Here is a 21,732-nt window from a genome sequence, read left to right as displayed (position 1 = left end):
CGGGCTAGTCGGTCCGGGGCTCGGCCGGAGGCGCCGGGGGCGCTCCCGTGAGGGCGTCGGGCCAGTCCGAGGCGAAGGGGTCGTCCGTGTCGAGGAAGTCGTACAGCTCCTCGGCGGGAGGCTCGGACCGCTGCGGCTCGGGGGCGGGGGGCGGTGCGGGGCGTGCCTTGCGCGGGCCGGTTCTCCACAGCCCGCCGAACACACCCTTCCGCTTCGCCGCCCGGTCAGGGCCCCCGCCCCGCTTCCGGGTGCCGCGCAGCCGCCAGGCCCGTACCATCCACGCCACCGGCAGCCCCGTCACCAGGACCCACAGGCCCGCCGCGGAACCCGTCCGCCACCACACCGGGCCGAAGCCGGCCAGCGCGCCGGTGCCCAGCGGGCCGCCCGACAGCGCGGCGAGCAGGGCCAGCGCCCCCGCGCACAGCAGGGCCGCGAGCGCGTGCGCCCCGGTGGTGCGCGTGACCGGCCAGCGCTCCTCTCCGCGCCGCGCCGCCGCGCGGGCCACGAACCAGCCGACGGTCACCCCGGCGACGCCGGGCAGCGCGGCCGCCGCCCAGTTCAGCGGGGTACCCGGACCCGGATCGGGCACGGCGGCCAGCAGCGGGAACGGGGGCAGCAGCGGCGCCGGGGCGGAGAGCAGCGGCTGCACCAGATGCCCGGAGCCGAGGGTGAAACCGGGGCCGAGGGCGTAGGAGGCCGCCCACACGGCCGCGTTGGGGATCAGCGACACGGCGAGCAGCAGGACGGTGAACCGGCCGGTCCAGCCCTCCGTGAGCTGCGCGAACGACAGCCGCGCCGCGTCCCCGTGCCACACCAGCGAGACACCGAGCAGCAGCGCGCCGCCGCCGGTCAGCACGGCCGTACCGGCCACGGCCGCGCGCAGCGCCGCACGCAGCCGGGCCCGCGCCTGCGCCCCCGCGCCCGGTCCCCGCACGGGTCCCGGCAGCGGCCCGAGCGGTCTGCCGTACGCCGACCAGACACCGGACGCGGCGGCGGCAGCGGTGAGCAGCGGGAGACAGACCGTCACCCACGGCCAGGACGGGCCGAGTTCGCCGCCGGAGCCGTAGAGGGCGACGGCCGTGCCGATGCCGAGGTAGCCGAGGACGACACCGGTCCACGCGGTGCGGGCCGGGACGGGGGGCGGCCGGTCGCCGGCATCGGAGGCGCCGGGGGCGTCGGTGGCGCCGGTTGCCTCGGGCGCGTCCACCGCGTCCCGCGCCGCCCGGTGCAGGAGCCACACCGGCAGTGCGAGCAGCAGCAGCGGGGTGAGCCCCACCGGCTGCGGGGCGCCGGAGAGCGTGTCGGTGCGCAGGAGTTCGACGCCGTGGGCGAGCAGCCAGAGCGCGGCGGCGACGTGCAGCGCGCTGCCCGGACCGCTGTCGGGGTACGGCGAGCTGACCCACAGCACCATCACCAGCGCGGTACAGGCGGCGAGTCCGAGCCCGGCCGCGAGCGCGCCGCCCGCGATCCCCGCGCCGAGACCGGGCGAACGGTCGCGCAGCCGGGCCCGCAGGGACGACCGGAACGACGGCGGAGACGACTGCGAAGACGACGACAGGGACGACGACGGGGACGACGACAGGGGGCGATCGGTCGGCAGGATCACGCCGACATGCTCCCAACGACACGCGCTTTCCCGGCGTAACAGGCGAACCCCCGAAGTGTCGCCCAATATGTGTTTATGTGCTTTTTCACGCAGAGGGGTGAGCCGTGACGCAGACCTACGCCGGTCCGCTGCCACCACCGGACGAACGCCGACGCCTGCGCGAGCAGCACGCGCTGACGCAGGCTCAGGTCGCCGCGCGACTGGGTGTCAGCCGGGCGACCGTACGCGCCTGGGAGCGCGGCCGGACCACTCCGGGCGGCCCGCGCCACGAGGCGTACGCCCGCCTGCTCGCCGAACTGGCCCAACCGACGGCGGGTCAGCCGTCCCCGGCGGGGCCTCCCCCGCCTCGCGATCCCGAGCCGCCACCCCTGACCCCCGATCAGGCGTTCGACGCCCTCTACGCGTTCTGCGCCCCCGCCCTCGTCCGCCAGACCTATCTGCTCACCGGCCGCCGCGAACTGGCCCGCGAGGCCGTCGAGCGCGCCTTCCAGCTCGCCTGGCAGCGCTGGCCCGAGGTGGCCCGGGACCGCGACCCGGGCGGCTGGGTGCGGGCGACCGCGTACGAGTACGCCGTCTCCCCCTGGCACCGCTTCCGCCCCCGCTACCGCCACCCCGAGCCGCCGCCCGCCGACCCGGCCGACCGCGCCCTGCTGGACGCGCTGCTGAGCCTGCCGCCGTCGTACCGCCGCACCCTCGTGCTCTACGACGGCGTCGGCCTCGACCTGCCCGAGCTGGCCGCCGAGACGGAGGCCAGCACCCCGGCCGCCGCCGGGCGCGTGACCCGCGCCCGCGAGGCCGTCGCCGCCTGCGTCCCGGAGCTGGCCGACCCCGCCGCGCTGCACCGGCGGCTGACCGAACTGGCCTCCACGGAACGGCTGCGCGCGAACGCCCCCACCACGGTGCGCACCGTCGGCGAGCGCCGCAACGTCTTCTGGACGCGCGCCGCCATCGCCTTCACCGTCGCCATCATCGGCGCGACGGGCCTGACCCTGCGCTCGGCGCCGACGCACTACGAGGCGCCCATCGCCCCCGCCCAGGCGGTACGCGGCGTGCCCCCGCTCCCCGCCCTGGGCCCGCTGTCGAAGGCGGAGCGCGACCTGCGCGCCAAACTGCGCCGCGAGCAGACCAACGGGCCGCAGCGGCTGGCGCCGGAACCCGGGTGACACCCGTACGCGCGCCGCGGCGGGCGTACGGGAACGCCGGTGGGCCCGGTCCCCCACGAGAAGGGACCGGGCCCACCGGTGGGCCGGCGTCCGGGCGAGCGGACGGCCGGCGGGCGATCGTCGAACGATCGCTCAGGCGGAGAGGATCTCCCGGGCCAGCTTGGCGGTCTCGGTCGGCGTCTTGCCGACCTTGACGCCCGCGGCCTCCAGGGCCTCCTTCTTCGCCTGGGCGGTGCCGGAGGAACCGGAGACGATGGCGCCCGCGTGGCCCATCGTCTTGCCCTCGGGCGCGGTGAAGCCCGCGACGTAGCCGACGACGGGCTTGGTCACGTTGTCCTTGATGAACGCGGCCGCGCGCTCCTCGGCGTCGCCACCGATCTCACCAATCATCACGATCAGGTCGGTGTCGGGGTCGTCCTGGAACGCGGCCAGGGCGTCGATGTGCGTGGTGCCGATGATCGGGTCGCCACCGATGCCGACGGCGGTCGAGAAGCCGATGTCACGCAGCTCGTACATCATCTGGTACGTCAGCGTGCCGGACTTCGAGACCAGGCCGATACGGCCCGGCTTCGTGATGTCGCCCGGGATGATGCCGACGTTCGACTGGCCCGGGGTGATGATGCCGGGGCAGTTCGGGCCGATGATGCGGGTCTTGTTGCCCTTCTTGCCGGCGTACGCCCAGAACGACGCCGTGTCGTGCACGGCGATGCCCTCGGTGATCACGACGGCCAGCGGGATCTCGGCGTCGATGGCCTCGACGACCGCGTCCTTGGTGAACTTCTCCGGCACGAAGATGACCGACACGTTCGCGCCGGTCTTCTCGATGGCCTCGGCGACCGTGCCGAACACGGGTACCTCGGTGCCGTCGAAGTCCACGGTCTGACCCGCCTTGCGCGGGTTCACGCCGCCCACGACCTCGGTGCCGTCACCCAGCATGAGCTTGGTGTGCTTCATGCCGGTGGCACCGGTCATGCCCTGGACGATGACCTTGCTGTCCTTGTTGAGCCAGATAGCCATGGTGTGTTGTGTCCTCGTCCTGAGTGCTTACTTTGCGGCGTGGGCCAGCTCGGCGGCCTTGTCGGCCGCGCCGTCCATGGTGTCGACGCGCTGCACCAGCGGGTGGTTGGCGTCGGTGAGGATCTTGCGGCCCAGCTCGGCGTTGTTGCCGTCGAGGCGGACGACGAGCGGCTTCTCGACCTTCTCGCCGCGGTCCTCCAGGAGCTTCAGCGCCTGGACGATGCCGTTGGCGACCTCGTCGCAGGCGGTGATGCCGCCGAAGACGTTGACGAACACGGACTTGACGTCCGGGTCGCCCAGGATGATCTCCAGGCCGTTCGCCATGACCTGGGCGGAGGCGCCGCCGCCGATGTCCAGGAAGTTGGCGGGCTTCACGTCGCCGTGGTTCTCACCGGCGTACGCGACGACGTCCAGGGTGCTCATGACGAGACCCGCGCCGTTGCCGATGATGCCGACCTCGCCGTCGAGCTTCACGTAGTTGAGGCCCTTGGCCTTGGCGGCCGCCTCGAGCGGGTTGGCCGCGTCCTTGTCGTGCAGCTCTTCGTACTCGGGGTGACGGAACTCGGCGTTCTCGTCGAGCGACACCTTGCCGTCCAGGGCGAGGACCTCACCGGAGGCGACCTTCGCCAGCGGGTTGACCTCGACCAGGAGGGCGTCCGACTTGATGAAGGTGTCCCACAGCTTGATCAGGACGTTGACGACCTTGTCCGCGACCTCGGCCGGGAACTTGGCGGCCTCGACGATCTCGCGGGCCTTGGCCTCGTCCACACCGTCGATGGCGTCGATCGGCGTCTTGGCGACGGCCTCGGGGCGGGTGGCCGCCACCTCCTCGATCTCCATGCCGCCCTCGACGGAGGCGATGGAGAGGAAGGTGCGGTTGGCACGGTCGAGGAGGAAGGAGACGTAGTACTCCTCGACGATTTCCGGAGCGGTCTCGGCGATCATCACCTTGTGGACCGTGTGGCCCTTGATGTCCATGCCGAGGATGTCCGTCGCGCGGGCGACGGCCTCGTCCGGGGTGGCGGCGAGCTTGACGCCGCCGGCCTTGCCACGACCACCGACCTTCACCTGCGCCTTGACGACGGACTTACCGCCCAGACGCTCCGTGATCTCGCGCGCCGCCTCAGGCGTGTCGATGACTTCACCGGCCAGCACCGGTACATCGTGCTTGGCGAAGAGGTCCCTCGCCTGGTACTCGAACAGGTCCACGCGCTTCCGTCCCTATCAGTGATCTCGCGGTTCGTTGGATGCGTGGGCGTGCCGCGAAGGGCAACGTGACGTCCGCTTGTCACTAGGGAGGCGCACACGGTGTCCGAGCGCGCGGCATGTCCGCCTCGCAGGTTATCTCTGCTGACGGGAGCCCCGTAAATCGCGGGTCACACCCGGGCGGTGATACCTGTCACATGATGCCGGACCTGGTGACACGCGGTGCCGGGCCCCTGGCCGGGGGCTTGGCCCGGAAGAGGGGTCGCCGCAGGTCAGGAGCGCGGTCGGAGCGGGTCCGGGGGGTGGGCCGGGTCCGCGCCGGGGCCCGGGTCAGGGCGGGTCCGGGGTCGTGAGCGGGGTCGGGTCCAGGGCCGGGTGCGGGGTCGGGAGCGGGCGCTTCTCCAGTGCCGCCGCCATCACCTCCGGGAACAGGTCGGGGGTGCAGGCGAAGGCGGGGGTGCCGAGGGCGGCCAGCGCCGCCGCGTGCTCGCTGTCGTAGGCGGGCGTGCCCTCGTCCGACAGCGCGAGCAGCGTCACGAACCGGACCCCGGACGCCGTCATCGCGGCGACCCGCTTCAGCATCTCCTCGCGTATGCCGCCCTCGTACAGATCGCTGATCAGCACCACCACCGTCTCGGCGGGCCGGGTGATCCGCGACTGGCAGTACGCCAGCGCCCGGTTGATGTCGGTGCCCCCGCCGAGCCGGGTGCCGAAGAGGACGTCCACCGGGTCGTCCAGCTGGTCGGTGAGGTCCACGACCGAGGTGTCGAAGACGACCAGCCGCGTACTGACCGCCCGCATCGAGGCGAGCACCGCGCCGAACACCGCCGCGTACACGACCGACGCCGCCATCGAACCCGACTGGTCCACGCAGAGCACGACCTCCTTCTTCACCGACCGCGCCGCCCGCCCGTGCCCGACGAGCCGCTCCGGCACCACCGTGCGGTGCTCGGGCAGGTAGTGCCTGAGGTTCGCGGCGATCGTGCGGTTCCAGTCGATGTCGTGGTGGCGCGGTCTGCTCGTCCGCGCGCTGCGGTCGAGCGCGCCGGTGAGCGTCGCCCGGGTACGGGACGCCAGCCGCTTCTCCAGGTCCTCCACCACCTTCCGCACGACCGCCCGCGCGGTCTCCCTCGTGGTCTCCGGCATGGCCTGATGGAGCGACAGGAGGGTGCCGACCAGGTGCACGTCCGGCTCCACCGCCTCCAGCATCTCCGGCTCCAGCAGCAGCGAGGCGAGCCCGAGCCGCTCGATGGCGTCGCGCTGCATGACCTGGACGACGGAGGAGGGGAAGTACGTGCGGATGTCACCCAGCCAGCGCGTCACCGACGGCACCGAACCGCCGAGCCCCGCCGAACGCTCCCGGCCCGCGGCCCCCTTGCCGGCCCTGTCCTGTCTGCCGTACAGCGCGGTCAGCGCCGTGTCCATCGCCGCGTCGCGCCCCGCGAGCGCGTGTCCGGTGCCGTCGGCCTGGTCCCCGCCGAGCACCAGCCGCCAGCGGCGCAACCGCTCGGCGGCGGTGTCGGCACTGCTGCCGGTGCCGGTGTCGGTGCCGGTGTCCTGATGTGCCGCGCCGGTCGTCCCCGTGGTCATCCGCCCACCCCCGTAAGTGTGTTGTCGTCCGTCGACACGTTCCGTTCGTCCTCCAGGCCGAGCAGCAGCCGCAGCACCGGCAGCACGGCGTCCGCACGGCGCCGGTCCGGCTCGGGTGCGAAACCGGGCGGTGCCGCCGCACCGGCCGCGGGTCCGGCCGAACCCTCCGGCCCCCGCCGTATCAGCTCGCCGAGCGTGCGGCGCACCCCGGGTTCGTACCCGGAGAACGTCCGCCGCAGCAACGGCAGCACGTCCGTGAACGCCTCGGCGGACACCGAGGTCAGCCAGCCGTCCACCAGCCCGAGCAACCGCTCGTCGTGCACGAGCAGCAACCCGCCGCCCCCGACGAACCCCTCGACCCACGCGGCCGCGTCCCCGGGCGCCGTCCCCGGCGACAGCGCGAGCCCCATGAACCGCGCCGCCTCCTCCACCGCCAACACCCCGTCATCGAGCAGCAACCGGACAGCCCGGCCACGAATCTCCCCGGGAACGGCGTCGCGGAGCGCGAGGGCGTGCAGGACGACGCGCCAGCGGTCGCGGAGGGTGAGGAGTGGGGGACGGTCGGGGGGTTGGGCGTCGGTGGGCTGGGGCTCGGGGGGCTGGGGCTCGGGGGGCTGGAGGTCGCGGTGTCGAGGGCCCTCGGTCCCCCGGGCGCCCTCGGTCTCCCGCGCGCCCTCGGTCTCCCGCGCACGCCCGGCCGCCCTCTCGCCACCGGCCACCTGATCGCCGGCCGCCCCGTCGCCACCGGCCACCTGGTCACCGGCCGCCCCATCGCCACCGGCCACCTGGTCACCGGCCGCCCGGTCGCCACCGGCCACCTGGTCACCGGCCGCCCGGTCGCCACCGGCCACCTGGTCACCGGCCGCCCTCTCGCCGCCGACCGCTTGGTCACCGGCCGCCCTCTCGCCGCCGACCGCCCCCTCACCCCCGCCCCACGTCTCGGACAGCAACCCGACCGCCCCGTGCACCGCCTCCACATGCCCCCGCATCTCGTGCGCCGCGTCCGGGTCCAGCCCGGCGCACGCCGGAGGCAGGCCGACGAAGATCCGGTCGGCCAGGCCGGCCGCCACATCGGCGAGGGCGCCGGTGTGGGTGCCGCGCACATCGCCGTAGCGGAGGGAGCGGACCAGGGCGGGGAGGGCCTGGGCGAGGTGACCCACGTCGGCGTCGAGGGCGGCGCGGTCGGTCAGCGCCCGTATGACCACGGGGAGCGCGTCGGGGAGCCCGGCCGGCAGGCACTGTTCGGCCAGCGCGGTGACGTCGGCGAGGGTGCGGGCGGCGAGGGCGTCCGCCTCCGCCTTGGCCGTCGCGGCGCCGAGCACGGTCGTGCCCCAGACGCCCGCCTCGGCCACTCTCACCCACAACTCCGGCTCCCAGCGCAGCCGCCAGGTCTCCCGGAAGGTGCCCGTGCTCCCCCGGGACACGGCGGGTTCGCCCCAGCCGACACCGAGCAGCCGCAGCCGGTGCAGCAGCCTGCCGCGCGCGGCGTCGGTGTCCTTGCGCAGGTCGAGCTCCAGCTCCCGCTCCGCCGCCTCGGGCTTGAGGCGCAGCCGGCGCTGCTCCCGGGCGAGGTCCCGCCGCAACGGCACCGCGGGCGCCGACTCCGGCACCTCCCCCAGCACATCCCCGACCACCAGCCGGTCGTACACCAGGGACAGCGGCACGTCCGAGCCGTCGCACATCACCGCGCGCACCGCGTCCATGGTCTCGCCCAGACCGGGCAGCGGGCGGCCGCGCAGTACGGCGAGGGCACCGGCGAGCCGGACCGCTTCGATGACGTGCGCGGAGGACACCGGCCGGTCCTCCTCCCGCAGCAGCCCCGCCACCCTGGTCAGCCACCGCTCCACCGGCCGGTCCGGCGCCCCGAACAGATGGGCGTACCAGCCGGGCGAGCCGATCCCCGCTCCGTAGCCGCTGAAGCGGGAGAGCCGGCGGTGCGTCCAGGGCACCCAGGTCAGCTCGGCCCTGACCTTGGGCAGCCCTTTCAGCCTCGCCCGGTCGGCGGCGACGGTGACCCCGGCCCGCAGCGCGGGCACGTGCCACGCCCCGCAGACCACGGCCACCGCGTCCCCGAACTCACGCCGCGCCGCGCGCAGTTGGAGCCGCATATACGCCTCACGCACCTGGTCGCGGGAGCGGCCCCCGTCGCCGTACCGCTCACGCAGCGCCCCCATCGCCTCCTCCAGCGCGGCGAACGACGCGTAGGGATCGCCCTCTCCCCCGGCCCGGTGCTCGACCACGTCCTCCCACCAGCGCTCCGGATCGTCGTACCCGGCGGCATCGGCGAGCGCGGCAAGCGGGTCGAGACGCGCGCCCCCGGGAGGTCCGGGATCAGCGCCGGGCAACGACGCGTCGGGCTCGTGCTCGGCGCCGGACTCGGCCCCGCTCCCCCCGTCGCCCTCGCACCCCCCGTCGCCCCCGCGCCCCGCGCCGCCCTCCGGCTTCGCCTCCCCCACCCCCGCCAGCGTGTGCGCCGCCGGCAGGTCGATGAAGCGGGCCGGTACCCCCCGTTCGACGGCCCACCGGATCGCCACCCACTCCGGGCTGAAGCCGGCCAGCGGCCAGAAGGCCGAGCGGCCGGGCTCGTCCACGGCGTGGGCGAGCAGCGCGACGGGCGGTCGCAGGCCGGGGTCGGCGGCGAGCGGGATCAGCGGGTCGGCCTCGGGCGGCCCCTCGATCAGGACGACGGCGGGCCGGGCCGCGTCCAGGGCCGCCCGGACGGCACGCGCGGAACCGGGCCCGTGATGCCGCACCCCGAGCAGCAGCGGCCCGGACGCGAACGCCCCGCCGCCCACCGCGTTCATACGCTCACCTCGCGGCAGGCCCGGTAGAAGTCGGTCCAGCCGGCGCGCTCGCGTACGACCGTCTCCAGATACTCCTGCCATATGACCCGGTCGGCCGCCGGGTCGCGGACGACGGCGCCCAGGATGCCCGCGGCCACGTCCCCGGGGCGCAGTACTCCGTCGCCGAAGTGGGCCGACAGGGCGAGGCCGCCGGTGACGACGGAGATCGCCTCGGCCGTGGACAGGGTGCCGCTCGGCGACTTGAGCCTGGTGCGGCCGTCGGCGGTGACGCCCGCGCGCAGCTCGCGGAAGACGGTGACGACGCGGCGGATCTCGTCCAGGGCGTCCGGCGTGGCCGGCAGGTCCAGGGAGCGGCCGATCTGCTCGACGCGGCGCGTGACGATGTCCACCTCGGCGTCGGCGCTCTCCGGCAGGGGCAGCACCACGGTGTTGAAGCGGCGGCGCAGGGCGCTGGAGAGGTCGTTCACGCCCCGGTCGCGGTCGTTGGCGGTGGCGATGAGGGTGAACCCCCGAACGGCCTGGACCTCTTCTCCCAGCTCGGGAATCGGCAGGGTCTTCTCGGAGAGGATCGTGATCAGGCTGTCCTGGACGTCGGCCGGGATGCGGGTCAGCTCCTCGACGCGGGCCGTCAGACCCTCGGACATCGCGCGCATGACCGGGCTGGGCACGAGCGCCTCGCGGCTGGGGCCGTGGGCGAGCAGCCGGGCGTAGTTCCAGCCGTAGCGGATCGCCTCCTCCGGGGTGCCCGCCGTGCCCTGCACCAGCAGGGTCGAGTCGCCGCTGACGGCGGCGGCCAGATGCTCGGACACCCAGGTCTTGGCCGTGCCGGGCACGCCGAGCAGGAGCAGGGCGCGGTCGGTGGCGAGCGTGGTGACGGCGACCTCGACGATGCGGCGCGGGCCGACATATTTGGGGGTGATCAGCGTGCCGTCGGGCAGTGTGCCGCCGAGCAGATAGGTGGCGACGGCCCAGGGCGACAGCTTCCAGCGGGCCGGGCGCGGTCTGTCGTCGTGGGCGGCCAGCGCGGCGAGTTCGGCCGCGAAGGCGTTCTCGGCGTGCGGGCGCAGCACCTGGTCCGGCGTGACTTCGGTGGTCGTCTCGATGGTCGTTCCGGCGGTCGTCCCCGTGGACACAGACATGGCTGAGGCCCCCTTCGGCTCGTCCGTTCGGCGAGCTGGATCCACCATGCAGCACGCCACTGACATCCGCTCGGGCCTGTGGATAACTCTGCCGCAGGGCCGATTGTCAGTGCCGGGACCTACCGTCGTTCACATGACTCAGCAGGGGGTGCGCCGGCGAGCGGACCAGTTGCCGGCACCGGCGCCTGACGCCACGTCACGCGGAGCGGGAGGCGGATTCGCCGAGCGGACGGAGGAGCGAGCGGAGGAGCGGATGACGGAGGGGAGAACAGAGGGAAAACGGGACGGCCCGGCCGACCCCGCGGCGGCCCGGCGCCGGGCCGAGCGCCGTGAGCAGCGGGTGACGGCGGGCGTCACGGAGCTGGAGCAGCGCCTCGCGGACCTGCTGCGCGGCAGCCTGGCCTCGGCCGAGCAGGCGGGGTACGCGCTGTGGGACGAGACGGCCGCCCGCATGGTCGACGCGCAGGCGCCGGGACTCGCCACACGTATAAGGGAGTTGGGTGCGATACCCGCCTCCGGACCGGACTGGCCGGCCAGGCTCCTGGAGGAGTGCGCGCTGCTGCACCTCCTCGGCCAGGGCTGGCTGCGCCGCGACCGGCTGCCCGACGCCCTCGCGGCCACGGTCCGCTCCCGGCTCGGCCTGCCCGCCACACCGGCCGGCCCGCCGCTGCGCGACCGCTGGCTGGTCCTCGCCCAGTACGACACGGCCGACCCGAAACTGACGACCCGCCGCATCTGGCTGCACGGCACCGGCTCGGGCCACACCCGGCTGCTCCTCTCCTACGGCGCCGCCGGGCGCGCCCCCGAGCTGTCCCTCCCCGTCGGCCACGTCCTGGAGGCGGACCTGAGCGTCTTCCCGGGCGCGGGACAGCTCCGCGCGGCGCTGGGCGAGCGGTACGCGCCGCCCGCCCCGGCAGCCGCCCGCCCCGAGGGCCTGACCACCTCACAAGCGGCGACGCGCTACGGCGACGCGCTGCGCGAGGACCCCTGGCTCGACACGGTCCCGGTCACCCTGAAGGCAGTCGTACCGGTACCGGACGAACGCCCGGGCTCCTGGCAACTGGCCGACGCGGAACCGGAAGCGGACTCGAAGACCGAGCCGGATGCCGCCCCGGCGCCCCACCCAGGTGCCGCCCAGGCGACCCACCCGGACACCGACCCCTCGGCCTGCCCAGGCACCCACCCCACGCCCTACCCGGATGCCGCCCCGGCACCCACCCCAAGCCCCACCCCCGCAACCGCCCCAGCCACAGCCACAGCCCCCACCGCAGCCCTCCCCCTCCCCCCACCGTTCCTCACCCGCCCCGCCCTCTGGCGCCTGATCGCCCTCTCCGGCGGCACCCCCCTCACCGTCTTCGGCGAGCTGGGCCACCGGGGCTTCACCCCGCTCACCGCCTGGCCCGCGCACCCCGGCCCCCGGTGGCGCTGCGCTGACCCGACCCGGATGACGCCGTACTGACCCCCACCCGGACGGAAGGGATCCCTCATGCACGAGCCGACGGCCACCACCCCACACTCCTGGGACACCCCACCCTCCTGGGACACCCTGCTCACCACCGCCCTGCTCGGCACCGACCGCCGCCCCGCGCCCACGGCCGGCGACGGACGCCAGGCCCCCCTGGCCCTGCTCGACGCCGCCGCCGTGGCGACCGTCCGGCGCCGGGCCGGTCTGCGCGCCGGACCCGCCGCACCCCGCCCGGAACCCGCCCCCGACGACCCGCGCCCGCCGCTCCCCGCCCGCGCCGCCCGCAGACTCGACGCCCTCCTCGCCGACCGCTCCGGCGCGGGCACCCGGCGCGGCAGCGCCCCCGACCTCACGGAACTCCTCCCCCAGTGGCTCGCGGCAGCCAACGCGCACGGCTACGCCCCGCCCCCGCACCTGCTGCCCGCCCTGCTCGACGCGGCCCGGGGCAGGACCGATCTGCGCCCGGCGGCGCTGGAGTTCGCGGGCCCCAGAGCCCTGTGGCTGGCCCGTCTGAACCCGGACTGGCGGTTCGCCCGCCGCATGGCACCCGGGGGCTCGGCGCTGCCCGGCCCCGAGGACGACGAGGCCGTACGACGGCTGTGGCAGGAGGGGCTGTTCGCCGAGCGGGTCGCCGTGCTGACGGCCGTACGGTCGCACAGCCCGGCGACAGCACGGCAGTTGCTGGAGTCCACCTGGCCCGCGGAACGCGCCGAGGACCGCCTGATGTTCCTCGACTCGCTGCGCACGGAGCTGTCGGCGGCGGACGAACCCTTCCTGGAGCGGGCGTTGACGGACCGCAGCCGCAACATACGCGCCACGGCGGCCGAGCTGCTGTCCGCCCTGCCCGGCTCCGCACTCGCCGCGCGCATGGCGGAGCGGGCCCTGACCTGCGTGGCCCTCGACCACACGGGCACGGAGCCCACGATCGCCGTGGAGGCACCGCACAGCTGCGACGCGGACATGGAGCGGGACGGCGTGACGGCCCGGCCACCCAAAGGCAGAGGTGAACGTTCCTGGTGGCTGGGCCAGTTGGTGGAGGCGGCCCCGCTCGGGGTGTGGCCGGCGCGGCTCGGCGGCCGTACCCCGGAGGAGATCGTCGCGTTGCCCGTGGCCGACGGCTGGCAGGAGGAGCTGCACGCGGCCTGGTGCCGGGCGGCGGTACGGCAGCGGGACGCGACGTGGGCGCGGGCGCTGCTCGGCGCGCCCGGAGCGCCGGAGGCAGGCGGCCCCGGTGCCGTGTCCCTCGCGGACCGGACGAGACTGCTGGCCACGCTGAGGGCGGGCGAACGAGCCGAGTGGGTGGCCGGGTTCATCGCCCGGCACGGTCTGTCGGAGGCGTTCCAGCTGCTCGGCGCGTGCGCGGTGCCCTGGGCGCCGCCGCTCGGCCGGGCGGTGGTGGACGCGCTCGACATCGCGCGGGAAACGGGCGGTTACCCATGGAGCTTCAGCGGCGTGATGGGCCTGGCCGAACGCTGCCTCGACCCGGCCGAGACCGCCCGCCTGGACGCCCTGCTGGCCCGCCCCGAGGAACGCGAGGACGGCCGGCCGGGCGCCGGAGGCTACTGGTCGGAGGCCTTCCAGCGCCTCGCCGTCACCCTGCGGCTGCGCGCGGCGATGGCGGAGGAGCTGATGCCCGAAGCGGGGTGAAAGAGAAGCGAGGTGAAAGAGAGGCAGCGTGAAAGAGCGGAGGCGTCAGCCCCCGGAAGCCGCCGGCTGCCGTACGTTCTCCCGCACCCACTCCACGATGGCCCCGGTCGTCGCACCCGGTGTGAAGATCGCCGCGACCCCCTTCTCGCGCAGCGGGGGGATGTCCTCCTCCGGGATGATGCCGCCGCCAAAGACGAGGATGTCCGCCGCGTCGCGCTCCTTGAGGAGGTCGAGGACGGCGGCGAAGAGCGTGTTGTGGGCGCCCGAGAGGATGGACAGCCCGATGGCGTCGGCGTCCTCCTGGATCGCGGTGGTGACGATCTGCTCCGGCGTCTGGTGGAGACCGGTGTAGATGACCTCCATACCGGCGTCGCGCAGTGCGCGCGCGATGACCTTGGCCCCGCGATCGTGGCCGTCGAGCCCCGGCTTGGCCACCACCACGCGGATCGGACCGGCTGCCACACCCATCACTGCCTCCATCGAGCCACCGGAAGCGGCCGCTTCCGTCATACCGACAAGTACCGCATCCCTGGCACGTTCCGCCACCGTCGCGAAGTGAACGAACGTTATCCCCAGGATCCCGCAACCGGCAGTTTTACGACCCGCGGGGAGGGGGAAATCACATAGTGGGACATGAGGGCGCGCGAGGGACAGAGACGCCCCGCACGCGCCGACAGGAGGTCGGCCAATGAAGGTCACCGGAGTATTTCCGTTCTTCCTCCCGATCTGCCGCCGTTTCTGGCCGGGCAGACTGGCCTCTCTGTCCGTCACGCTGCTCAAGGCCACCGCGCTGGAGGCCGCGATCCTGGCGGGACACGTGCTGCTGTATCCGACCGGCCTCACACAGGAGCGGCGCCAGGCCGCCCTGCCCGAGCCGGACGGCACCGCCCGGCTCCCCGTCCCGGCAGGCCCCCCGGTCATCCTGCTGCACGGGTTCATCGACAACCGCTCGGTGTTCGTGCTCCTGCGCCGCAGCCTCGCGCAGCACGGCCGCCAGCGCGTCGAATCACTCAATTACTCGCCGCTGACCTGCGACATCCGCACCGCCGCCGAGCTGCTCGCCCGCCATGTGGAGGAGATCTGCGAGCGCACCGGAAGCCGGCGGATAGACATCGTGGGCCACAGCCTGGGCGGTCTGATCGCCCGCTACTACGTGCAGTGCCTCGGCGGTGACCTGCGGGTTCGCACCCTGGTCACCCTCGGCACCCCGCACGCGGGCACCCGGGCGATACCGCTGGCCAACGCCCACCCCATCGTCCGGCAGATGCGCCCGGACTCCGCGGTCATCGAGGAGCTGGCCCGCCCCGCCCCCGGCTGCCGCACCCGGTTCGTGAGCTTCTGGAGCGACCTGGACTCCGTGATGGACCCGCTGGAGGCGGCCTGCGTCGAGCACCCCGACCTGGACGCCCTCAACGTCCGCGTCACGGGCATCGGCCACCTCGCCCTCCCCGTCCACCCGGCCGTGGCCGCCGGGATACGGGACGCCCTGGACGCCGAGTCCGCCGCGAAGCGGCAGGCGTCGGGCGGTCTCACGGTGGCCTGAGACGGCACCCCGGAAAACGCCCGGGCGGCGCGACGCCCGCCGTTGTCACGGTCACCGCCATGGAGACCTGGGACGCGGCCGCCGTACGAGCCCGGCTGCGGGAGGCGGCGGCGAGCGACCCGTCCAGGGAACGCTTCGGGTCGAACACGCACCGTTACGAACTCAGGCCTCCGCTTCCCGAGCCGGAGATCCGGTCCTTCGAGACCGCCCACGGCATCGCGCTGCCGCCGGAGTACCGCTCCTTCATCGCGCGGGTGGGCGACGGCCCCGCCGGACCGGCCCACGGTCTGATGCCCCTGACCACTCCCCACCCCGAAGCCGTGGCGGACGGGGCGGTGGACGACGAGTGGGCGGAGGACCGGCTGCCGGGGCGGCCGGCCGCGCCGTTCCCGCTCGCGGAGCCCGCGCCCGGCCGGATCGGGGCCGGGGAGACCGCGCTGACCAGGGGATCTCTCCTCCTGGCCGAGCTGGGCTGCGGAACGTTCCTCCGGCTCGTCCTGAACGGCCCGCACACCGGTGAGATCTGGTCCTTCGATCCGGACTGGGGCGGCTTCACCCCGGCGCACCCCGGTTTCCACGCCTGGTACACGGGGTGGCTGGCCGCCCTGTGAGCACGCGTCACACCGGCCCGCCCCGCGCAAAGCGCCCCCGTCGGCTCCCGGAACACCCCTGGCACAGCCCGCGCACAGGTGACACAACGTCACTCATCATCGAACATTCTTCGAACACAAAGCCAAACTCGCGTCCGTGACCCCCGAAACACGGCCGAATGCCCGTTTCCCGCCGCCGCGAAACCGGCGGAAGATTGTGGCGCCCGTGTACCGCCGGGTACAGTCGCCGCACTGCTCTGGCAGCCCCTGTTGTCGAGGCGAAAGAGAAGTTGGTGAACGACCGTCACCCGTCGGGGACCATGACCTCCCCGGCCCCGGCTTCCGACGCCTCCACCGCGCACTACGCGCCGTACGGAGCACCGGAAGTCCCGTACGACGACCTCACCACCTACAGCGGCTACGACGCCACTGGCTTCGCGGTGGGCTCGGGCCAGACCGGGGCCTACACCGCCGACGCGTACTACGGCGTCCAGCCCGCCGCCCCGGCCGGCGGCTACGACACCACCGCCTGGCACACCGGCTACGCGCACGACCCGTACGCCGCCCAGCACCACCCCGTCGCCGACACGGGCGCCTACGACACCACCGCCTGGCAGGTCCCCGCGCAGGCCACCGGACACGACGTCAGCGGCCAGTGGGACGCGAGCGCGTGGCTCCAGACCGACGGCGCGGCGGGCCACGACCAGGCCCAGCAGTGGGACTGGAACGCCCAGACCTACGACACCGGCGCCTACGACGCCACCCAGTGGAACTCCGACGGCGGCGCGGCCACCGGCCACCAGGAGCACTCCGCGCCGTACGACACGCAGGAGCCGTACGACACGCAGGACGCGGCGTCGTACGAGGAGCGGGACCACGCGTCGTACGACCACACCGCCGCCTTCGAGCAGCCGGACGGCCACCACTCCCCCTACGGCGACGCCGCCGCGATGGAGGAGTTCGGCGAGACGGCGCCGCCCGAGGAGGAGTTCGGCTCCACCGGTGAACTGCCCGTCGTACCGAGCCTCCTGGAGGACCAGGAGGAGACCGTACCGGCGCCCCGCGCGGGCGGCCGCGCGGCGAACCGCTCCCGGCGCCGTACGCCCGCCAAGCGCTCGGCCCTGCTGACGGTCGCCGTGCCCTCGGTCTGTGTGATGGGCGTGGCCGGGATCGCCGCCGCCTCGGTCGGCAACCTCACCGACGACGCCCAGGAGACCAGCGCCTCCGCCTCGGACGCGCACACGGTGAAGCCGTCGGTCGCCAACAGCAAGCTGGACAGCCAGTTCAAGACCTTCTCCGCCGGGGTCGACGACTTCACCGGCCGGGCGAGCCGCACCCAGGAGCGCATCGACCTCAAGGCGCAGCAGGCGCTGGACAAGAAGAAGGCCGCCGCCGAGGCCGCGCTCAAGGAGCGGCTGCGCCCCAAGTTCGTGCTCCCGGTGGCGCAGAAGGGCCTGAGCGCCTACTTCGGCCAGGCGGGCGTGAACTGGATGTCCGTGCACACCGGCATCGACTTCCCCGTCTCCTACGGCACCACCGTGATGGCCGCCACCGACGGCGTCGTCTCCACCAAGTGGAACAGCGCCTACGGCAACATGATGATCATCACGGCCAAGGACGGCACCGAGACCTGGTACTGCCACCTCTCCAGCTACCGCGTCGCCAGCGGTACGGCCGTCAAGGCCGGCCAGCCGGTCGCCTTCTCCGGCAACTCGGGCAACTCCACCGGCCCGCACCTGCACTTCGAGGTGCGCCCGGGCGGCGGCGCGGCGATCGACCCGCTGCCCTGGCTGCGCAGCCACGGGCTCGACCCGACCTGATCGGCCCCGACATCGTGAACGAGCCCCCGCCTCGAAGGCGGGGGCTCACTCGTCTACGGCGTCGTCCGCAGCCTCGTCCGCGGCTTCCCGCTCGGCTACAGCTTCTCGACCGGCGCGTACCGCAGCAGCAGCCGCTTGGCGTTGCCGCCGCCGAAGTCGATCGTGGCCTGCGCCTTGTCCCCGGCACCGGCCACCGCGACGACCGTGCCGAGCCCGAACTGGTCGTGCGTGACCCGGTCCCCGACCGTCAGCGAGACCACCGGCTTCTCCGAGGCCCGCCGCGTGGCGAACCCGGACGCTCCCGCCGCCGACGAACGCGAGCGGGTCGAGGAGAGCGAGGACGCGATCGAACCGGCCCGGGAGGACGGCGGCGCGGCCACCGCGCCCGTCCGCTTCCACTCCACATGGGTGGCCGGGATCTCGTCCAGGAAGCGGGAGGGCGGGTTGTACGAGGGCTGGCCCCAGGCGCTGCGCATCGACGCGCGGGTGAGGTACAGCCGCTCGCGGGCGCGCGTGATGCCGACGTACGCCAGGCGCCGTTCCTCCTCCAGCTCCTTGGTCTGGTTGAGGGCGCGCATGTGCGGGAACACGCCGTCCTCCATGCCGGTGAGGAAGACGACCGGGAACTCCAGGCCCTTGGCGGTGTGCAGGGTCATCAGTGTGATGACGCCGTCGCCGTCCTCTTCGTCGGGGATCTGGTCGGAGTCCGCGACGAGGGCGACCTTCTCCAGGAAGTCGGCCAGGGTGCCCTGGTCCTCGCTGTCCTCGCGCTCCTGCTCGAACTCCAGGGCCACGGCGGCGAGTTCCTGGAGGTTCTCGATACGGGTCTCGTCCTGCGGGTCGGTGGACGCCTGCAGCTCGGCCAGATATCCGGTGCGTTCGAGGACGGCCTCCAGGACGGTGGCCGGTCCGGCGCCGGACTCGACGATCGTGTGCAGGTCCTCCATCAGCGCGTTGAACCGCTTGACCGCGTTGGTGGAGCGCGCGGCCATGCCGTACGCCTCGTCCACGCGCTTCAGCGCCTGCGGGAAGCTGATCTTCTCGCGCTGGGAGAGGGCGTCGATCATCGCCTCGGCGCGCTCGCCGATGCCGCGCTTGGGCACGTTGAGGATGCGGCGCATCGGCACCGAGTCCTCGGGGTTGGCCAGCACGCGCAGGTAGGCCAGGACGTCCCGGACCTCCTTGCGCTCGTAGAAGCGGACACCGCCGACGACCTTGTAGGGCAGGCCGACGCGGATGAAGATCTCCTCGAAGACACGGGACTGCGCGTTGGTGCGGTAGAACACCGCGACGTCCCCGGCCTTGGCGTCGCCCGCGTCGGTGAGGCGGTCTATCTCCTCGGCGACGAACTGGGCCTCGTCGTGCTCGGTGTCCGCGACATAGCCGACGATGCCGGCGCCCTGGCCCGCGTTGGTCCACAGGTTCTTGGGGCGGCGGGACTCGTTGCGCTCGATGACCGCGTTGGCGGCCGAGAGGATGGTCTGCGTGGAGCGGTAGTTCTGCTCCAGCAGGATCGTCGTCGCGCTCGGGTAGTCCTCCTCGAACTGGAGGATGTTGCGGATCGTCGCGCCCCGGAAGGCGTAGATCGACTGGTCCGCGTCACCGACGACGCACAGCTCGGCGGGCGGCAGGTCGGCCTCGTTCGGCGGCACGTCATCATCGTGGGAACCGGTGCCGACCAGCTCGCGCACCAGGGCGTACTGCGCGTGGTTGGTGTCCTGGTACTCGTCGACCATGACGTGCCGGAAGCGGCGGCGGTAGTGCTCGGCCACGTCCGGGAAGGCACGCAGCAGGTTGACCGTCGTCATGATCAGGTCGTCGAAGTCGAGCGCGTTGGCCTCGCGCAGCCGCGACTGGTAGAGCGCGTACGCCTGGGCGAGAGTCTTCTCGAATCCGTCGGTCGCCTGGGCGGCGAAGTCCTCCTCGTCGATCAGCTCGTTCTTGAGGTTGCTGATCTTGGCGCTGAAGGACTTGGGCGGGTAGCGCTTGGGGTCGAGGTCCAGGTCGCGGCAGACCAGGGCCATCAGCCGCTTGCTGTCGGCCGCGTCGTAGATCGAGAACGACGAGGTGAAGCCGAGCTTCTTCGACTCGCGGCGCAGGATGCGGACGCAGGCGCTGTGGAAGGTCATGACCCACATCGCGTTCGCGCGCGGGCCGACGAGCTGCTCGACACGCTCCTTCATCTCGCCCGCGGCCTTGTTGGTGAAGGTGATCGCGAGAATCTGGCCCGGGTGCACATGCCGCTCGGCGAGCAGGTGGGCGATGCGGTGGGTCAGCACGCGCGTCTTGCCCGAACCGGCGCCCGCGACGATGAGCAGCGGGGAGCCCGCGTGCACGACCGCGGCACGCTGGTTGTCGTTCAGCCCGTCCAGGAGCGCCGCCGCGTCGATCGCGGGGCGCGGGGCGCCGTCGCGGTAGTGCGCGTCGCGGTCCGGGGGCAGGTCGAACTTCCCGCCGAACAGATCGTCCGGAACCTGCTCCGGAGCGTGCTCGTCCTCGGGCGGTGGGGGCTGTTCCTCGTGGCCGTGCGGGGCCTGGAGGTCCGCCAGGAAGCTGTCGTCAAAGAGGCTGCTCATCGCTCTACGAGTCTAGGGCGCCCCACCGACAACCGGTCGCCACCTGGGGGAACCCGGTCGGAATTCCGGGGAGTTGATCTCGGCGGAACGGCGTATGGCCTGGTGGAGCCGGGTATGGCCCGCTCGGGCCGGTCCGGGGGTGATACGGCCCACGTCGGCGCCGCCAGAGCCGGATGGGGCGTTCCGCCCGCGCCGCCCGGGCCGGACGCGGAATTCCCCTCGCGCCGCCCGGGCCGGACGGGGTGTTCCGCCGGGGCCGCCTTGGCCGGACGCGGCGTTCCGTGGGCGCCGTCCAAGCCGGAGGCGTTCCGCGCGCGTCCTTTCGAGCCCCACGCGCGCGTGCCCCGCGGCCCGGGGCGGCACGGCTCCCTAGGGGGTGTCTCTCCGATCTTCGTGGATCAGACCGCGGCGAGGTGCCGTGCCAGGCGGCGCGGGCCCGCGGAGATCGGGGAGACACCCCCTAGCATCGGGACATGTCCGGCATCCCAGGTCTGCGCGCGTGGTGGTGGGAACGTCCTCCGGCGGCGGGTACCGCCGTGATGGCGACCGCCGTCGTCTCGATCGGCCTGCACCTGGCCGGCGCCGAGACGGTCTCCCTGGCCTTCCTGGCGCTCGCCTGCGCCGGCTGGCTCGCGCTGGGCGCCGATTTCGCCCTGCGGCTGGCCCGGCAGCGGGCGCGGTGGCTGACCGAGGCCCGTACGCCGGGCGCGCTGACCGCCGTGGCCGCGACGGCGGTGCTCGGCACCCGCTTCGCGCTGCTCGGCTGGTCCGTCCTGGCCGAAGCACTGCTGGCACTGGCGGCCCTGTTCTGGCCGGTGCTGCTCTACGTCGTCACCCGGCACTGGGGCCACCGCATGCCCGGAGCGGTGTTCCTGTGTTGTGTGGCCACACAGGCGCTCGCGGTGCTGGCGGCCACGCTCGCCGGAACCGAGGCGGTGGCATGGCTCGCGCACACCGCGCTGGTGCTGTTCGGTGTGGGCCTGCTGCTCTACGGCCTCGCTCTGCCGCGTTTCGACCCGAGCGAGCTGACACGGGGACCGGGCGACCACTGGATCGCGGGCGGCGCGCTGTCCATCTCGGCGCTGGCCGGGGCCCGGCTGATCTCCGCCGACGGCCCCCGGCTGTACCTGTGGAACGTGGACGACAGCGGCGTCCTGCGCGATGTGACGGTCGCCCTGCTCGTCCTGGACGCGGCCTGGTACGCCGTCCTGCTGGTGGCCGAGCTGGCGCGCCCGCGTCCGCGCTACGGGCTCGGACGCTGGGCGACGGTCTTCTCGATGGGGATGACGGGGGCGACGGTGCTGGCGGTCGCGGCCGCCCTGCGTGTCGGCTGGCTGCGGGTGCCGGGGCAGGTACTGGTGTGGGTGTCGTTCGCGGTGTGGCTGGCGGCCGCCGCGGGCGCGGTGCTCGCGGTGCGGGCCGGGGCCCGGGGTGGTCGGGCCGGCGGCCCCTAGGGGGTGTCTCGTCGATCAGGCCGGATCAGGGAGCGGCGTCTGGTGCCGTGCGTCGCAAGGCGGAGGAGGGAGTCGATGCGGAGCATCGGCGACCGACGACAACGCGGCGAGG

At 73.8% G+C, this 21,732-nt stretch carries 15 protein-coding genes; 7 read left to right on the top strand and 8 right to left on the bottom strand.

The genetic code is table 11. The features are described from left to right. Nucleotides 1–4: 4 nt before the first annotated feature. A complete protein-coding gene (locus AB0898_RS07845) occupies nt 5–1,558 on the bottom strand; it encodes a DUF6350 family protein (protein WP_366802203.1) in 1,554 nt (517 codons plus the stop codon). A 152-nt stretch (nt 1,559–1,710) separates the two neighbouring features. On the opposite strand from AB0898_RS07845, the gene AB0898_RS07840 reads away from it, so the two are divergent. Then, a complete protein-coding gene (locus AB0898_RS07840) occupies nt 1,711–2,769 on the top strand; it encodes a helix-turn-helix domain-containing protein (protein WP_366801947.1) in 1,059 nt (352 codons plus the stop codon). A 132-nt stretch (nt 2,770–2,901) separates the two neighbouring features. Here the strand turns inward: AB0898_RS07840 and sucD are convergent, their stop codons facing one another. The 5 genes from sucD to AB0898_RS07815 all read right to left on the bottom strand — a co-directional run bounded on the left by sucD (nt 2,902) and on the right by AB0898_RS07815 (nt 10,591). Continuing rightward, nucleotides 2,902–3,786 carry a succinate--CoA ligase subunit alpha gene (gene sucD, locus AB0898_RS07835; RefSeq protein ID WP_199586157.1) on the bottom strand — a complete coding sequence of 295 codons (885 nt, stop codon included), beginning with the start codon at nt 3,784–3,786 and terminating at the stop codon, nt 2,902–2,904. Between the two features lie 27 nt (nt 3,787–3,813). Next, nucleotides 3,814–4,995, bottom strand: a complete 1,182-nt coding sequence (sucC, locus tag AB0898_RS07830; RefSeq protein WP_366801946.1) for an ADP-forming succinate--CoA ligase subunit beta — start codon at nt 4,993–4,995, stop codon at nt 3,814–3,816. Nucleotides 4,996–5,322: 327 nt separating this feature from the next. After that, nucleotides 5,323–6,582: a VWA domain-containing protein gene (locus AB0898_RS07825; protein WP_366801945.1), complete on the bottom strand. Its 1,260-nt coding sequence runs from the start codon at nt 6,580–6,582 to the stop codon at nt 5,323–5,325. Beyond that, entirely contained in the window at nt 6,579–9,386 is a 2,808-nt protein-coding gene (locus tag AB0898_RS07820) for a DUF5682 family protein (protein ID WP_366801944.1), read from the bottom strand. The genes AB0898_RS07825 and AB0898_RS07820 overlap by 4 nt, the downstream gene beginning before the upstream one ends. Then, nucleotides 9,383–10,591, bottom strand: coding sequence for an AAA family ATPase (locus AB0898_RS07815; RefSeq protein ID WP_366801942.1), 1,209 nt, complete (start codon nt 10,589–10,591; stop codon nt 9,383–9,385). The genes AB0898_RS07820 and AB0898_RS07815 overlap by 4 nt, the downstream gene beginning before the upstream one ends. A 67-nt stretch (nt 10,592–10,658) precedes the next feature. Here AB0898_RS07815 and AB0898_RS07810 point away from each other — a divergent pair, with 67 nt between their 5' ends. Both AB0898_RS07810 and AB0898_RS07805 read left to right on the top strand, forming a co-directional pair. Next, nucleotides 10,659–11,984 (top strand): hypothetical protein, encoded by a 1,326-nt coding sequence (locus AB0898_RS07810; protein ID WP_366801941.1) that lies wholly within the window; start codon nt 10,659–10,661, stop codon nt 11,982–11,984. A 27-nt stretch (nt 11,985–12,011) separates the two neighbouring features. Further along, complete coding sequence (locus AB0898_RS07805) at nt 12,012–13,637, top strand: DUF5691 domain-containing protein (protein ID WP_366801940.1); 1,626 nt, start codon at nt 12,012–12,014, stop codon at nt 13,635–13,637. 45 nt (nt 13,638–13,682) lie between these two features. Here the strand turns inward: AB0898_RS07805 and AB0898_RS07800 are convergent, their stop codons facing one another. Beyond that, a complete protein-coding gene (locus tag AB0898_RS07800; protein WP_366801939.1) occupies nt 13,683–14,105 on the bottom strand; it encodes a cobalamin B12-binding domain-containing protein in 423 nt (140 codons plus the stop codon). Nucleotides 14,106–14,325: 220 nt separating this feature from the next. Here AB0898_RS07800 and AB0898_RS07795 point away from each other — a divergent pair, with 220 nt between their 5' ends. The 3 genes from AB0898_RS07795 to AB0898_RS07785 all read left to right on the top strand — a co-directional run bounded on the left by AB0898_RS07795 (nt 14,326) and on the right by AB0898_RS07785 (nt 17,590). Then, complete coding sequence (locus AB0898_RS07795) at nt 14,326–15,180, top strand: alpha/beta fold hydrolase (RefSeq protein ID WP_366801938.1); 855 nt, start codon at nt 14,326–14,328, stop codon at nt 15,178–15,180. 59 nt (nt 15,181–15,239) lie between these two features. Next, entirely contained in the window at nt 15,240–15,791 is a 552-nt protein-coding gene (locus AB0898_RS07790; protein ID WP_366801937.1) for an SMI1/KNR4 family protein, read from the top strand. A 272-nt stretch (nt 15,792–16,063) separates the two neighbouring features. Then, entirely contained in the window at nt 16,064–17,590 is a 1,527-nt protein-coding gene (locus tag AB0898_RS07785; RefSeq protein WP_407078303.1) for a M23 family metallopeptidase, read from the top strand. 95 nt (nt 17,591–17,685) lie between these two features. On the opposite strand, the gene pcrA is transcribed toward AB0898_RS07785, so the two are convergent. After that, a complete protein-coding gene (gene pcrA / locus AB0898_RS07780) occupies nt 17,686–20,166 on the bottom strand; it encodes a DNA helicase PcrA (protein ID WP_366801936.1) in 2,481 nt (826 codons plus the stop codon). 473 nt (nt 20,167–20,639) lie between these two features. On the opposite strand from pcrA, the gene AB0898_RS07775 reads away from it, so the two are divergent. After that, complete coding sequence (locus AB0898_RS07775; RefSeq protein ID WP_366801935.1) at nt 20,640–21,620, top strand: tellurite resistance/C4-dicarboxylate transporter family protein; 981 nt, start codon at nt 20,640–20,642, stop codon at nt 21,618–21,620. The last annotated feature ends 112 nt before the right edge of the window (nt 21,621–21,732 follow it).

The organism is Streptomyces sp. NPDC005435, from assembly GCF_040703155.1.
In the GTDB taxonomy this organism is placed as follows: Bacteria; Actinomycetota; Actinomycetes; order Streptomycetales; family Streptomycetaceae; genus Streptomyces.
Note: the sequence above shows the minus strand (reverse complement) of the source record. Positions and strands in the feature narration are given on the sequence as shown.

Coding starts and splice junctions, on each gene's coding strand:
- AB0898_RS07825 (WP_366801945.1), bottom strand. CDS start 6,582: ATGACCACGGGGACGACCGGCGCGGCACATCAGGACACCGGCACCGAC.
- sucD (WP_199586157.1), bottom strand. CDS start 3,786: ATGGCTATCTGGCTCAACAAGGACAGCAAGGTCATCGTCCAGGGCATG.
- AB0898_RS07820 (WP_366801944.1), bottom strand. CDS start 9,386: ATGAACGCGGTGGGCGGCGGGGCGTTCGCGTCCGGGCCGCTGCTGCTC.
- pcrA (WP_366801936.1), bottom strand. CDS start 20,166: ATGAGCAGCCTCTTTGACGACAGCTTCCTGGCGGACCTCCAGGCCCCG.
- AB0898_RS07795 (WP_366801938.1), top strand. CDS start 14,326: ATGAAGGTCACCGGAGTATTTCCGTTCTTCCTCCCGATCTGCCGCCGT.
- AB0898_RS07775 (WP_366801935.1), top strand. CDS start 20,640: ATGTCCGGCATCCCAGGTCTGCGCGCGTGGTGGTGGGAACGTCCTCCG.
- AB0898_RS07790 (WP_366801937.1), top strand. CDS start 15,240: ATGGAGACCTGGGACGCGGCCGCCGTACGAGCCCGGCTGCGGGAGGCG.
- AB0898_RS07815 (WP_366801942.1), bottom strand. CDS start 10,591: ATGTCAGTGGCGTGCTGCATGGTGGATCCAGCTCGCCGAACGGACGAG.
- AB0898_RS07810 (WP_366801941.1), top strand. CDS start 10,659: ATGACTCAGCAGGGGGTGCGCCGGCGAGCGGACCAGTTGCCGGCACCG.
- AB0898_RS07800 (WP_366801939.1), bottom strand. CDS start 14,105: ATGGGTGTGGCAGCCGGTCCGATCCGCGTGGTGGTGGCCAAGCCGGGG.
- AB0898_RS07805 (WP_366801940.1), top strand. CDS start 12,012: ATGCACGAGCCGACGGCCACCACCCCACACTCCTGGGACACCCCACCC.